Genomic DNA, 13,130 nt, shown 5'->3' with positions numbered 1-13,130 from the left:
ACACTGATGGGACGATATAACACAAGGGAAATAATAAGGGAAAGCTCACCTGCGACAAATCCAGTGTTTTCAAGGGGTTGCGAAGAATTTAATAATAAAATATAACAGTTATTAAATTTCTTAAAACAGGTGAAATCTCAATCGGAATTTGGCAGGCTGCGGCCGGAACAGCTTGTATTGTCATTGCAAGCCTATGGGAAGTTCCGCTGTGCTTATGGTTATCAAAAAAAGTTGGTATCTTTGTCACGGTTATTCTTAATGCCGGACTTGGAAGCGTTTTAGGGATTTTCACGGCTACAACCTCTTTGTGGATGATCTGCCCGTATAGCTGGGTGCCGCATCTTATGATTTCCGTGTTAGGTATTTTGCCTAATGGTGAGCCGGTTGCAGATCAGAGTACGGCAATGGCATTTTGGATGATTATACTTGTATTGGTCATTTCGCTGGCCTGGTTTGCGGCGCTGTCATTTTTAACTGCAAGATGGTTTGAGAAAAAGGAGGTGGGGTAACTATGGTATCTGTGGTTCGCTGCTGGAAAGCAGAATATCAGAAGTGTAAACATAGCATTTTGCTCTATATGCACAGCATGATTCCGATTATATGTGCGGCGATTTTTGCGGGTTACTATCATATATCCAGATGGGAACTGGCAACCAAAATCAGTGCCTATCTGGAAGTGCTGGCCGTTGCGTTCCCGTTTCTGATCGGCATTATTGTGGGCCTGGTTGTTCAGATCGAAAATCAGGCCGGGCATTATCAGCTTTTGTTGGGAACAATCCCATCTCGCATGGCAACGTATATTGGTAAACTTGGTTTTCTGATGATCTGTGCTTTTGGCGCAACATTTTTAGCGTTAGGAACATTCGCTGCACTATATAGGGATGCTCCGGCAAGCCTTTACCTGAAAGCAGGGATTCTATTGTTGATTACCATGCTTCCCATTTACCTGATTCATTTGTTTGTGGGAATGAGCTTCGGAAAAGGTGCATCTATGGGATTGGGAATTGCAGGGAGTTTAATAGCTGCCCTTATGATAACAGGGCTTGGTGACGCTACATGGAAATATATTCCCTGGGCCTGGGGCGTTCGTGCTATGGATTACACTGTGCTTGCATGGGATAGCCCCCAACTGTATGCACAGGTAAAAACCGATTTTTTCAGCGGTATGATTATTTCTGTATGCTGCACTGTTTGTCTGCTGATTGCCAGTTTGGTTTGGTTTCATGGTTGGGAGGGAGGTAAAAACAGTGAATAAAAAGTGCCTGTTTGCCGTGGTAATTGTGCTTGTAAGTCTTATATGCTTATCGGCCTGCGGTGCGCTCCGCGATACCGCCGATAAAAATAAGGCGTTAAATGAATCTCTGCCGTATTATGAGCTGAACGCCGCAAACTATGATGAAATTTCATATAACGGCCTGACATATACCATAACGGATGAATGTCTTGAAATGTCAGAACTGCAAGAAGAAATCGGGCAGGTATCGAAACGCTTCAAAAATGTGGCGGGGGAAGATTTCAGTTTCGGCTACGTTTACAGTATTGTGGATGTGGATATAAGCAATGCCGTAGCTGTAAATATCAACAATGAATATCGGAAAGCTGACATTAAAAATAATGATGAGTAACCTCGACAATGTGGTATAATGGGGCGGGAGGTGATTTTTTGACCCACTTACTTGTAGTTGACGATGAAGTTTCTATCTTGGAATTGATTAAGAACAGTTTGAGGAAAGATGGATATTTGATAACAGTCTGTCAAAATGCGGATGATGTAGACATCAAAAAGCTGCATTTCTATGACCTCATTCTTTTGGATGTGATGATGCCTGGCACAGACGGGTTTGAGTTTTGCAAACAGATCAGGAATATGGTAGACTGCCCGATTCTCTTTCTGACCGCAAAGACATTAGAGGAAGATATATTGTTTGGATTGGGCATCGGTGCGGATGATTATATTACGAAACCTTTTCGTATTCAGGAGCTTCGCGCCCGTGTCGCGGCACATTTACGCAGAGAAAAAAGGGAGCATCACAGCACACTTTCATTTGAGCCTGATATAAGATTTGACCTTTCCGCAAAGGTACTGTATGTTTCAGAACAGCCGGTTCCCCTTACCAAAAGCGAGTATTCAATCTGTGAATACCTTGCGAAAAACCGGGGACAGGTTTTTACAAAAGAACAAATCTATGAAGCCGTTTTCGGGTTTGATGGAATAGGCGATAACTCTACGATCTCAACGCATATAAAAAATATTCGTGCGAAATTGGAGCATTTCAAAATAAGTCCGATCAGCACCCTATGGGGGATAGGATATAAATGGGAGTGAAAAAGAAACCTACATTGAAAATATTGTTTCGCCAGTTTGCTATCTCCCTCATTGTCATGCTGGTAGCGGCAATTATTGTCCCTTCTGGTTTGGAGGGACTTGCTGTAAATGCTGGATTAGCTACAAGAGCAAATCTAAGTGAATTGCAGGTAAAAGAGATCATTCCAACGCTGACGATTGCCCCGGATATTACAAAGGTTGTGATTCCACAGGGATGCGGCTACTTAATTCTGGACAAGAACTTTAATGAGCTTTACAGCAATATGGACGATGATGAAAAAGAAATTGCCCTGCTGTACGCAAAGGGAGAATATATTGAATATGCTACGGGGAGGCAGTTTGCACTTGTTGTCCGGGAAAACGAATTTTGCGTTTTAAGGTATTATATTGGTTCTCAATTTACAGTGTCATGGCTACCGGAATATTTTCCATCTCCTGACACGCTTGCGTTTATCCTGATGGCTGTAAATTCGCTGCTGGTCATTATCATACTGACCGCCAGATTTGCTAAGAACCTGCGTACACAACTGACCCCGCTTTTTGAAGCAACTGCGGAGGTTTCAAAGCAAAACCTTGATTTTGAAGTAGGACACGCCAAAATCAAAGAGTTTGAAGATGTCCTTGCATCTTTTTCAGATATGAAAGATAATCTGAAAATTTCGTTAGAACGGCAATGGAAAACCGAACAGACACAGAAAGAGCAAATCGCCGCGCTTGCCCATGATTTGAAAACGCCTCTGACGGTTATTCAAGGAAATGCTGATTTACTCACAGAAACAAATCTTGATGATGAGCAACGATTATACGCTGGTTACGTCGTGGAAAGCTCCGGCCAGATGCAGTCATATATTCAAACCCTGATTGATATATCACGGGCGGCGGTTGGTTATCAGCTCCATATTGAAAGTATAGACTTGCCAGCGTTCATGCAGCACTTGTTCAGTTATATAGAATCACTATGCCGGACAAAAGAAATCCGGCTGCAAATGAATACTGTTTCACTCCCTCAAATGCTGAAATTTGATAGGGTGCTGATAGAACGTGCTATTATGAATGTTATCAGTAATGGGCTGGACTACTCCCCGCAAGGCGGAACGCTTTATGTGGATGTTCAGAGTAACAACGGTTTCGTGGAAATTTCAGTCACAGACGAGGGAACGGGGTTTTCTAAAGAGGCATTATGCCACGCACAGGAACGGTTCTATATGGGCGATCAAAGCCGCAATTCAAAGTTACACTTTGGTATGGGTCTATATATTACAAATTCGATTATGGAACAACATAATGGTCAGCTTATTTTAGAAAATTCAAAAGAAACCGGCGGCGCAAAGGTTACTATGAAACTTCCTTGCTGATTTTCCGATAGTGTAATGGACGTCTTTTATGTCCGTCCATTTTTCAAATCTTTATGGAATCTTCAAAAATTCCTCTTATCATGTATCTAAAGAAAAAACATCTGCCCAGCGGCAGAAAAGAAAAAAACGCTGCTGGGCAGACCCATTTTCACGCTTAATTTATATTCACTGGTGGCGGTTTTGAGAAATCAAGGCCGCTGCTTTCTTTCTGTCATTCCCAGCAGTTAAAGGCATGGCGGCCCACGGGAGGACGCCGCCATGCTGTTTTACTATCATTATAATCTAATCCACTTCTACCGCTTAAAAAAAGCCTTGCCCCGCCACGGGAATATTCCGGCTATGAGTATGAACTATACCATGTAAGAAAACAACAAAACGCTTCAAATCGTCGCCCGGTAGGTTTACGACCTGCCGGGCGATTTTTGTCGATTTTCGCGGATTGTCATTTCCGGCAAAAAATCAGATGGAAAAGGAGGCTGTCAGCAGACCAGGGCCAGCATAGGCCCCTGACAACGGACAGGATCATCCTGCTCACTCCCCACGGAAAGGGGGTGAGAAGATGAAAGTTACCCCTGATGATTACGGGAGGCGCTGCCAGTTTGACCATTTTTGCAATGGAAAAACCATTTCCCAATACAATATATGAATTTTCCATTTCACTTTTCCTATTTCTTCATTAGTTGACATTCTCAATTATTTAACTAAAGATTCTCGTGATATCCTGATATCGGTTAACTACACGATAAATCTCTACATATTCGTTACCGACCTTATAGATAATTACATAATCTTCCCATATCGCATATTTATAATCTGTCCGAAAGCTGACCCGTTTGGATAAATCCGACCCCATTCCCGGAAACATCTGAAGATTTTCGAATTTACCATAAATCTCTTTTATCGTCTTTGCAGCATATTCTTCATTATCCTCAGCAATGTAATCTCGGATATTTTTCAAATCCTTTGCAACAATCGGATTGATCCGCAGTTTTAACATCTTATTCACCCACAAGTGCTTTCAATTCATCCAAATCCAGCCAGCCTTCTCCGTCTTTCACTGCTTCTTCAGCTTCCTGCAGCTTCATCAGAAGCTTTTTCTCTGCTCGGTCACGCTCATAATCTTCAATATCCATGACAACGAAACGTCCTCTGCCATTCTTGGTCAGATATACTGGTTCTCCTTTATGACAGTTTTTCAGGACTTCATTATAATTTCTCAAATCAGATACTGGTAAAATATTTGCCATATTCTTTCAGCTCCTTCCTTTGATTTAAATTGTTTCTGCTACTTCTATTATACACAAAAAGCTGTAAAATTCAACGTAGATTTTTACAGCTTTTATTTTATCATTTCTATATATTTTTATCACAATCTATTTCAAATATTGAGCAAAAATCGCCTCCAGTTCTTTATTCCCTTTCAAAAATTCATACTCTTCTTTATTTTCAATTTCTGTAGCTAATGCGCGAACAAAATTATTTCCGACTCCTGAAAAAGATTTTCCCTGTACTGTATCCGCATATCTGTAATATAAAGGTGATTCCACCATCTTCCATGGCTTCTGTGACTCCATCAACACTTCTTTTATCAACTGAATACATTTTTCTACATCCTTTCGATACCCGGCAATCAATAGATGTGGTACTACTTTACCGTAATCCCACAGACCAAACAACGACACCATATGTTCTGTGATTTCGGCAATCTCCTCTGCTTTACAATGATTTCCAGTTTCTTCTTCCATTTCTATCAACTTATACAGATAGCTTTGTATATTCGTAACTGTCTGCATCAGTTTTCCCTCTAAAAAGAACGCTGCAACATCTGTCCCTTCCTGGTGTGCTAATACATTCGTTTTCATAATTGTGGCATCTATCACAGTATCTGGAATTTTATCCAAAAAGATATTTGCTTCTTTATATTTTTCCATTTGTATATATTTCGCCGCAAGCATAAAAATACTGGAAATCCTTACCTTTTCATCCGGACTTTCAGCAGTTCGTTCCAGCCATTCAACAATCACATTATTACATTCCAACTTTTTCTCATCATCGATATCGGATAAAGTTAGCGCCGCATTTAAAACAGTAGCAATTGAATAAATCAACGAATCACAATGAGGATATTCCTTTATTTTATTTTTTCCCATCTCAAAGGCTTTTATAAAGCTATCCAATGAAACTTCCGAAAGCTCATTCACAAATTGTCCAATCTCTTTTTCTGTCAATTCTTCACGAAATGAAAATAATTCATTCATATCAATTTTTAATAATCGAGCAATTGCCGGAAGTAATGATATATCTGGATATGTGTTTCCTTTTTCCCATTTATTTACCGCAGGAGTAGAAACGTCCAAATAATCCGCCACCTGTTCTTGTGTTAATCCCGCAGTTTTCCGATAGTTTTTTATCTTCTCACCAATTTGCATTGTTCCTACCTCCTGTTTATATTCTCATTATAGTATTTCTAATATGTGTTTACAATTGAGCCTTCGTTTAATTATGGCTTCGATTTCTTAACTACCGGTTAAAATCTGCGAGAAAAATGCTCTATTTTATAATTCTACAAATCAAAATATCCTTAAATTTAATTAATTCAAGAATACGTGCATCAGTACTCCAATTAAGAAGCAAATCATCGCTGTAACACCCGCACTGATAATAACCTTTAATATATTTTGATAAGGACGTTTTCCCACTTCAACTGCCTTATGAAGTTCATCCAATTTTTTTCCCTCCGTAAATGCAACAATTTCCTTATAGGTTTGTATATCATTTTTCTTTTTTAGTTTTTCAACCTTTAACGCCCAGTACATTGTAATAATAAATAAAATCCCAAACGGAATATACGCATACCTTCCGAGCCACATAAACAAAGGTACTGCCGATATAATCAACACGGCCAAATGAACTGTATAGATGGAACCATAATAATTAAACTTTTTAATTTCTTGCTCGCTAATAATTTCTTTCATTTTCTCTATATCTCCTTTAATTAATTGATCGAGAGATACATTAAACAATGAACTAAGAAGTAACAAGCTATGAATATCAGGATAACTCTTTTCGTTTTCCCAATTAGAAATTGTCTGTCTTGTTACATATACCTTTTCTGCCAATTCCTCCTGTGATAGATGAAGCTCTGTTCGGTATTTTTTTATCTGTATACTCAGCTCCATATAATTTCCTCCCTTCGCAAGTAATTTGTTCTCTTGATCTGAGCCAAGAATAATCATTTTTTCATTATCTGTCTATCAAAGATATTTTACTTAACGGAAAACACAATGTCAAAAGAGTTTTACACTACAACACTCATGCCTTTTCAGCAATTTTTATTTTCATCTTTGTAAAGAGCAGCCTTTCGATCACCCTTTCTACTCACATATATACCCTCTCTTTCAACACAATTTCTTCTGCACAGGCTTTGATGCTATTCATTAAACCAACCCATTTCATCTGATCCTGCATTTTCATTTGTTCCGTCACACCCTGTTTTTCCGCCATCTGCTTCAGCATAATTTTCACCTGTTCTCTGGCTTCCTGATCAACTCGATTCAAGTGTGCCGTCAGTTCTCCCGTCATCAATAAATACTGATATCGTGCCGGTCTATGCACTTTCAGAAACTGTTTTCGCAACATTCCGTATTTACCATATGTCGGTTCTTCCTCATCCACTACCAGATCCGGCAGATAATAATCTCCATGCATTGTGTAGCTCAATTTATTACTTTCTTCATAAATATGCTTTTTCATCGTCTCATCTCTCCATTCCTCTGTTCTTTGTTTTATTTTTCTTACGTTGCTGGTTCTCCATCTCACTTTTTCTGGCACCCCAAGCCAATCTTTCGTGAATACTTCCTTTGGGCATTTGCTCCACTTGCCGTTTTTCTTCTAATGCTTTCTGCTCCTGTATATCTTTCTGTACCGCATCCTCTACAACATTTTCTCCAAGAACACGCACTACCCGGTCATATCTGTCGGAAACGCCCTGCAATTGTTGCTTTTCCTCAGATAACTGCTCTTTTTCTTCACGCATTGTATCTAACTTTCTCTGCATTCGGTTATATGCCTGCTTTGTTTCCTGATATTTTTGTTTCCATTTTTCTACTTCTTTGGTAAGTTCTTTGACCAGGGCTGCCATTGCCGCAATTTTATTTTTCATCTGGGTAAACAGTGGTTTTATCTTTTTATCCCGGTAAGTTGTTGCACGTTCTAATGTCCCTGCTTCCGGAAGTAAGGTTTTCACTGCCCCATATTCCTTTATTTCCTTACTGACATTATCCATAACAGGCTGTAACCGTTCTCTGCGTTCTTCCAGACTGTGCAGATCTTTCTCAGCTTTTTCCGCACGTTTCTCAGCTGCCTCTTTATCTTGAACGGCCTGCTCCTTATCATCTTTTAAAAGCTGGATATCTGCTCTTACTTCCGCAATCTGTGCAGTTAGTCCTTCATTCTCAGCAGTGAGATATTCTTTCTCCTGTTCCAGTGCCTGTACTTCCTTTCTACATTCTTTCTTCTTAAAATTATAAACATCCAGATGTTCCTCATGTGTCCCTTTCTGCTCCCATTCAATTCTATGCTGTCGTGCAATCTCTGCAAGCAATTCTTTTTCATGGTTGATCCACTGATTCAACTCTGTATCGTGTTTGTTCCCGCCTTGAAATCCCAGACTTTTTAATGCCTGCTTCAGGGAAATCCTGGTATCCATTCCTTTCCCTTTCCAGCCAGTTACATAAGGAACAAAATCAATATGCAGATGCGGTGTAGCTTCATCCTGGTGCAGATAACAGTTAAATACATGAAGTGTTCCGACACAGTTAAGGACGCTACCGCTTTCTTGGAAACATTCTTTAAGCTCTATCCGACAGCTACGGAAAAGGAACTTGCCTACTATGTCAAAGACGGTGTGATTGCTCCTGTATCCGGCGACTATGTATTTTCGGAACTGGTAAACCCTGTCTTTACCAAAGACGGCGACAACCTCAAAGTCAGCGTGTCCGTAAAGTATCTGGATAACAAGTCGAAAATGACGCAAATCTCACAGTATGGGCTTGTGCTTCATAAAGACGATAACTGGAAGATTGTAGAATAAATGTTACAGCAGAATAGTATGGTAATTGTTTATCCAATCTATACTATTCTGCTTACAATTAGATTGACAAAATAAGAATCCCTCTCATATAATTGGTTGCAATGGTATTGAGGAAATACAACCTTAAATATATAATGGGAAAGTAGCATTGCAGGAATGAGGTAGGCTAATGAATAAAATATTGATTATTGAAGATGATTTAGAAATAAATGCGTTATTGGCTGATTTTCTAAAAGAAAAAGGATATGCTGTGCATTGCCAATATGATGGACTTCATGTTCTGGATTTTTTGAATAAAGAAAAAATTGATTTGATTATACTTGATATTATGCTTCCTTATCGGAGTGGTGATATTATTTTATCTGATGTACGCAAGAAATTTACGATACCTGTTATTATTATTTCAGCGAAAGAAACTACACAAAATAAAATCGACTTGCTTCGTCTGGGAGCAGACGATTATATCACAAAACCTTTTGATATGGAAGAAGTGCTTGCCAGAATTGAAAGTAATCTGCGAAGAGTACAATTTCAAAATAGCCAGACAGAATGTTTGCAACATAACAATCTGACTTTAGACCTAGAGAAAAATACAGCATTTTTGAATGGAATAGAATTATCCTTAACCGCTAAAGAATTTGGCATTTTAGAATTGTTGATGAAATATCCAGATAAAGTATTTTCAAAATCGAATCTTTTTCAAAGTGTTTGGGATACAGAATATATTGCTGAAGATAATACACTTAATGTTCATATCAGTAATTTACGCAATAAATTAAAAGCGATATGCTCTGATACAGAATTTATTGATACTGTTTGGGGCATTGGCTACCGCCTACATAAAGCTAAGGATTAAACGTTCCTTAGCTTTATTATTTTTTTAACTTTTCTCATTACGATTTAAGAAATTCTTTAAAATTGCCCGTTATACTGGTTTAAGTAAAGGAGGTTTGGGATATGAGTTCAATTATTTTAGAAGCAAAGTCTTTAACCAAAGAATATAAACAAACATTAGCATTAGACCACATAAATTTACAAATAAAAAAAGGAAAAATTTATGGATTTATTGGTCAAAACGGAGCAGGTAAGACTACTTTTTTAAGATTAGTCACAGGGCTTGCGTTTCCAACAAGTGGTACACTTTCTTTATGGGGAAATTCTGGAACAGAAGAATTGCAGAAACAGCGTAAACGAATTGGAAGTATGATTGAAACGCCTGCTCTATTCCCGTCAATGACTGCCTATCAAAATATGGAAGTACAGCGTATTCAACGAGGCATACCAGATAAATCAGTTATTAAAAGGACATTAGATATGGTTGGATTGCAAGATACAGGTAAAAAGAGTGTCCGCAATTTTTCATTAGGTATGCGTCAACGATTGGGGATAGCGATTGCACTTTTAAATACACCAGAACTATTGATTTTAGACGAGCCTATCAATGGTCTTGACCCTGCTGGAATTGTAGAAATCAGAAATTTATTAAAAATTTTGAATAAAGAATATGGTATGACCATTTTGGTTTCAAGCCATATCTTAGAAGAATTGTATCAAACAGCATCAGAATTTATTCTGATTGACCATGGAAAAATTATAGAAGAGATTTCTGATTATGAATTAAATGAACGGTGTAAACGACATATAGCAATTAAAACAACAGATGTTCAGAAAACGGTTCTGGTTTTGGAAGAGAATCTTCATACAGATAACTTTAAACTAATGCCAGATGGCATAATTCGTTTGTATGATTATTTGAATGATTTAGAGACAGTTGCGTCTGCTTTGGCAGAATCGCATATTCTTGTAACAGGACTTTCTGTATCTGGCGATACTTTGGAGGACTATTTTTTGAGCAAAATAGGAGGAACAAAAGATGTCAAATCTCCTAAAAACTGAGTTATATAAGTTGTTTCACAGTTGGTATTTTTGGGGAATTGGAATATTCAATCTCCTTTTAAGTAGCATATTGCTGTTAGATAGTAAAGAACGCTCTTCAAACTTAATTATGGCATCATTATACAATATTCCGTTACTCTATTTTTTGAGTATAGTGTTTATAGCATTGTTCATTGGAAGTGATTTTAGTGGAAGAACTTTAAATACTTATATTACTGCCGGACATAAAAGAAGTTCTATATTTAGAGTAAAGTTAATTGTATCTCAAATAGGTTGTATTATCATTCTGGTATTTCCATTATTTGTACATGGAATTATTAGTCAATTTTATATTGGAGAAAAACTTTTTGGGAATGATAGCACATATACTATGGTTTTACTAACTCTGTTTGCCATGATAACACTGTGTGCATTACCGATGTTTTTTGCTTTTATTTTTCGTGATATGGGGAAAACACTGACAGTTTCAATGGTTTTATTTTTTGTTATGATTTTTTTGCTGAACAGTGAATCTGCACAAATAATCAGCAGAATAATACCAATGGGACAACTTAGGTTAATTTCATTGCAAAAGGTCTATTCGACAAACTTTTGCTTGTTTGTAGATTTTTTATGGAATTTTATTTTATATTTCATTGCAGGTAGTGCTTTTTTACATACAGACTTGAAATAACCGGAGGTGTTTTTTATGGATAAATTATTAAAACTGGAAAAATATCAGTTGTTACATAATTCTATTTACTGGTGTGGTATGATTGGAATATTTATTTTAGGATTTTTTACAGCAGATACTTATGTTACAGAGGTCATGGGACCGACAGAAGAAATTGCTTCTTCTCTTGCTGATATTTTTAATGGAATGGTGTATGATTCTACGTTTCTTCTTATCATCATGTCGGCTATACTTGCATTGATTTTAGGACAGGAATTTTCTAAGAGAACAATAAACTTAGAGGTCAGTGCTGGACATTCCAGAAAACAAATTTTTACAAGTAAAATAATATCGTATTTAATTGCTTTTAATCTTATGGCCCTTGTCTATCCAGTTTCAGGGTGCATAAGGGAATTTGGACGCTTTGGTGTTGCAGACGTGGGAATGTTTTTTTACAATATTATAAAAGCAGTCATTTATTCTTGTCTGCTTAATAGTGCGATATTTCTAATTGCAATACTTATTTGTTGCTATTTACAGGATGCTGTAAAAGCAACCTCGGTTACAGCAATTATTATTTTTGGTCTTAGCTTATATCTTGGCTATGGAATGATGTTGAGATTACCAATCGGTTTTTTACCTACTTATCAAATCAGAATCGTTGTCAGCATGAAAACCTTTTTTCAACCGATAGCTATTTTAGTAGGATGTATATGGTCTGGTATATTGGTATTGCTTTCGTGGATAAAATTTTGTAAATGTGATTTTAAATAGGTGGAGAAAATGTCTAACATAGAATGGATTTTAATTATCATAACAATATTTTTAGTAATACTGCTATTTCGATATATTCAATTAAAAAAACAAATCCGTAATCTTGCGGATCAAGTTAATGAATTGAATTCTGGAAATTCACAGCAGATGTTAGACATTTCGTTGATTGATAAAGATTTAGAAAGACTGGCTGGTATATTGAATCAATATAATATCAGACAACGACAGGCTGTTGCAGGCGTATTACGCAATGAAGAGTATTTAAAAGAATCTGTTGCTAATATATCACATGATTTGCGTACACCTCTTACAGTCATTCTTGGTCATTTACAATTATTGCAAAAAGAAAATTGGGAATCCAGTCAAGCACAGCGTGTAAAAGTGATTTTTAGCAAAGCCGAAAAAATGAAAGAATTGGTAGAAACATTCTATGACCTTTCTATTTTGGAGGAACAGCAGACAGTTCCAGAAAAAGAAAAGTTTAATATATCTAATATGTTAATAAATTTAATTACGGAAAATGCCGTTGCATTAGAAAAGGAGAATATTTTACCCGAAATAAATCTCCCAGATTATTCAATATACGTATATTCTGATAAAAATATGGTAGAACGAATTTTACAAAATCTGTTGACAAATGCAATTAAGTATTCTGTTGGAACGATAAAAATAACACTTATGGAGAAAGAAAATAATAATATTATATTTACCATTGAAAATCCAATGAGTGACAATTCAGAAATTGATTGCAATCGACTTTTTGACCGTTTTTATACAGGCGATAAATCAAGACATAATGGAAGTACAGGATTGGGACTTGCGGTAGTAAAAACACTTGTTGCCATTCTTGGCGGAAATATTGTTGCAAAAGTACATGCCAATAGCCTTATTATTACTCTTGAATTATAAAGTATTGAAGATATATTCGTATGATAATTCATTGAAGAGTGGACATCAAAATCACGACCACCGGCTTAGCCGGTGGTTTGCTTTGACCCTATAAGGGTCTATTACCGGCACTGGAGTCTAAAGACT

At 37.2% G+C, this 13,130-nt stretch carries 16 protein-coding genes and 1 pseudogene; 11 read left to right on the top strand and 6 right to left on the bottom strand.

What is annotated here, in order from left to right; translation table 11 throughout:
* Positions 1-344: 344 nt before the first annotated feature.
* The 5 genes from I4V44_RS17700 to I4V44_RS16350 are packed head-to-tail and all read left to right on the top strand — an operon-like array spanning position 345 to position 3,681.
* Positions 345-509 carry a hypothetical protein gene (locus I4V44_RS17700; protein WP_243007208.1) on the top strand — a complete coding sequence of 55 codons (165 nt, stop codon included), beginning with the start codon at positions 345-347 and terminating at the stop codon, positions 507-509.
* Positions 510-511: 2 nt separating this feature from the next.
* Positions 512-1,255: a lantibiotic immunity ABC transporter MutG family permease subunit gene (locus I4V44_RS16365; protein WP_025580193.1), complete on the top strand. Its 744-nt coding sequence runs from the start codon at positions 512-514 to the stop codon at positions 1,253-1,255.
* The gene (locus I4V44_RS16360) at positions 1,248-1,625 is read left to right on the top strand and encodes a NisI/SpaI family lantibiotic immunity lipoprotein (protein WP_025580194.1); all 378 of its coding nucleotides are present in this window, start codon (positions 1,248-1,250) and stop codon (positions 1,623-1,625) included. The genes I4V44_RS16365 and I4V44_RS16360 overlap by 8 nt, the downstream gene beginning before the upstream one ends.
* Before the next feature lie 38 nt (positions 1,626-1,663).
* A complete protein-coding gene (locus I4V44_RS16355) occupies positions 1,664-2,326 on the top strand; it encodes a response regulator transcription factor (RefSeq protein ID WP_182437885.1) in 663 nt (220 codons plus the stop codon).
* Entirely contained in the window at positions 2,317-3,681 is a 1,365-nt protein-coding gene (locus tag I4V44_RS16350) for a sensor histidine kinase (protein ID WP_119241773.1), read from the top strand. The genes I4V44_RS16355 and I4V44_RS16350 overlap by 10 nt, the downstream gene beginning before the upstream one ends.
* 697 nt (positions 3,682-4,378) lie before the next feature.
* On the opposite strand, the gene I4V44_RS16345 is transcribed toward I4V44_RS16350, so the two are convergent.
* The 6 genes from I4V44_RS16345 to I4V44_RS17695 all read right to left on the bottom strand — a co-directional run bounded on the left by I4V44_RS16345 (position 4,379) and on the right by I4V44_RS17695 (position 8,389).
* Positions 4,379-4,678: a type II toxin-antitoxin system RelE/ParE family toxin gene (locus tag I4V44_RS16345; protein ID WP_196002976.1), complete on the bottom strand. Its 300-nt coding sequence runs from the start codon at positions 4,676-4,678 to the stop codon at positions 4,379-4,381.
* A 1-nt stretch (position 4,679) separates the two neighbouring features.
* A complete protein-coding gene (locus tag I4V44_RS16340; protein ID WP_005333597.1) occupies positions 4,680-4,928 on the bottom strand; it encodes a type II toxin-antitoxin system prevent-host-death family antitoxin in 249 nt (82 codons plus the stop codon).
* Positions 4,929-5,054: 126 nt separating this feature from the next.
* The gene (locus I4V44_RS16335) at positions 5,055-6,110 is read right to left on the bottom strand and encodes a helix-turn-helix domain-containing protein (RefSeq protein ID WP_196002975.1); all 1,056 of its coding nucleotides are present in this window, start codon (positions 6,108-6,110) and stop codon (positions 5,055-5,057) included.
* Between the two features lie 162 nt (positions 6,111-6,272).
* Positions 6,273-6,860: a helix-turn-helix transcriptional regulator gene (locus I4V44_RS16330; RefSeq protein ID WP_040015510.1), complete on the bottom strand. Its 588-nt coding sequence runs from the start codon at positions 6,858-6,860 to the stop codon at positions 6,273-6,275.
* Between the two features lie 199 nt (positions 6,861-7,059).
* Positions 7,060-7,434, bottom strand: a complete 375-nt coding sequence (locus tag I4V44_RS16325; RefSeq protein WP_196002974.1) for a TnpV protein — start codon at positions 7,432-7,434, stop codon at positions 7,060-7,062.
* A 4-nt stretch (positions 7,435-7,438) separates the two neighbouring features.
* The gene (locus I4V44_RS17695) at positions 7,439-8,389 is read right to left on the bottom strand and encodes a hypothetical protein (RefSeq protein WP_243280308.1); all 951 of its coding nucleotides are present in this window, start codon (positions 8,387-8,389) and stop codon (positions 7,439-7,441) included.
* Between the two features lie 99 nt (positions 8,390-8,488).
* Between I4V44_RS17695 and I4V44_RS16310 the strand changes: the two are divergent.
* The 6 genes and pseudogenes from I4V44_RS16310 to I4V44_RS16285 form a co-directional block, all read left to right on the top strand.
* A pseudogene (locus I4V44_RS16310) lies at positions 8,489-8,773 on the top strand (conjugal transfer protein); the annotation flags it as partial.
* A 169-nt stretch (positions 8,774-8,942) separates the two neighbouring features.
* Complete coding sequence (locus tag I4V44_RS16305) at positions 8,943-9,629, top strand: response regulator transcription factor (RefSeq protein WP_117828252.1); 687 nt, start codon at positions 8,943-8,945, stop codon at positions 9,627-9,629.
* A 101-nt stretch (positions 9,630-9,730) separates the two neighbouring features.
* Positions 9,731-10,669 carry an ABC transporter ATP-binding protein gene (locus tag I4V44_RS16300; RefSeq protein ID WP_035403278.1) on the top strand — a complete coding sequence of 313 codons (939 nt, stop codon included), beginning with the start codon at positions 9,731-9,733 and terminating at the stop codon, positions 10,667-10,669.
* Entirely contained in the window at positions 10,647-11,342 is a 696-nt protein-coding gene (locus I4V44_RS16295) for an ABC transporter permease (protein WP_196002973.1), read from the top strand. The genes I4V44_RS16300 and I4V44_RS16295 overlap by 23 nt, the downstream gene beginning before the upstream one ends.
* Positions 11,343-11,357: 15 nt before the next feature.
* The gene (locus tag I4V44_RS16290) at positions 11,358-12,095 is read left to right on the top strand and encodes an ABC transporter permease (RefSeq protein WP_196002972.1); all 738 of its coding nucleotides are present in this window, start codon (positions 11,358-11,360) and stop codon (positions 12,093-12,095) included.
* Positions 12,096-12,104: 9 nt separating this feature from the next.
* On the top strand, positions 12,105-13,004 hold the full coding sequence (locus tag I4V44_RS16285) for a sensor histidine kinase (protein WP_196002971.1): 900 nt from the start codon (positions 12,105-12,107) through the stop codon (positions 13,002-13,004).
* Positions 13,005-13,130 lie beyond the last annotated feature (126 nt).

The organism is Blautia sp. 1001283B150304_161114_C9, from assembly GCF_015668165.1.
Classification (GTDB): Bacteria; Bacillota; Clostridia; order Lachnospirales; family Lachnospiraceae; genus Blautia_A; species Blautia_A wexlerae.
Note: the sequence above shows the minus strand (reverse complement) of the source record. Positions and strands in the feature narration are given on the sequence as shown.

Bases quoted from the DNA above. Each gene is read 5' to 3' on its own strand.
- I4V44_RS16295 (WP_196002973.1), top strand. From the start codon at position 10,647: ATGTCAAATCTCCTAAAAACTGAGTTATATAAGTTGTTTCACAGTTGG.
- I4V44_RS17700 (WP_243007208.1), top strand. From the start codon at position 345: ATGATTTCCGTGTTAGGTATTTTGCCTAATGGTGAGCCGGTTGCAGAT.
- I4V44_RS17695 (WP_243280308.1), bottom strand. From the start codon at position 8,389: ATGGATACCAGGATTTCCCTGAAGCAGGCATTAAAAAGTCTGGGATTT.
- I4V44_RS16300 (WP_035403278.1), top strand. From the start codon at position 9,731: ATGAGTTCAATTATTTTAGAAGCAAAGTCTTTAACCAAAGAATATAAA.
- I4V44_RS16325 (WP_196002974.1), bottom strand. From the start codon at position 7,434: ATGAAAAAGCATATTTATGAAGAAAGTAATAAATTGAGCTACACAATG.
- I4V44_RS16285 (WP_196002971.1), top strand. From the start codon at position 12,105: ATGTCTAACATAGAATGGATTTTAATTATCATAACAATATTTTTAGTA.
- I4V44_RS16335 (WP_196002975.1), bottom strand. From the start codon at position 6,110: ATGCAAATTGGTGAGAAGATAAAAAACTATCGGAAAACTGCGGGATTA.
- I4V44_RS16290 (WP_196002972.1), top strand. From the start codon at position 11,358: ATGGATAAATTATTAAAACTGGAAAAATATCAGTTGTTACATAATTCT.
- I4V44_RS16345 (WP_196002976.1), bottom strand. From the start codon at position 4,678: ATGTTAAAACTGCGGATCAATCCGATTGTTGCAAAGGATTTGAAAAAT.
- I4V44_RS16305 (WP_117828252.1), top strand. From the start codon at position 8,943: ATGAATAAAATATTGATTATTGAAGATGATTTAGAAATAAATGCGTTA.
- I4V44_RS16340 (WP_005333597.1), bottom strand. From the start codon at position 4,928: ATGGCAAATATTTTACCAGTATCTGATTTGAGAAATTATAATGAAGTC.
- I4V44_RS16365 (WP_025580193.1), top strand. From the start codon at position 512: ATGGTATCTGTGGTTCGCTGCTGGAAAGCAGAATATCAGAAGTGTAAA.
- I4V44_RS16330 (WP_040015510.1), bottom strand. From the start codon at position 6,860: ATGGAGCTGAGTATACAGATAAAAAAATACCGAACAGAGCTTCATCTA.
- I4V44_RS16350 (WP_119241773.1), top strand. From the start codon at position 2,317: ATGGGAGTGAAAAAGAAACCTACATTGAAAATATTGTTTCGCCAGTTT.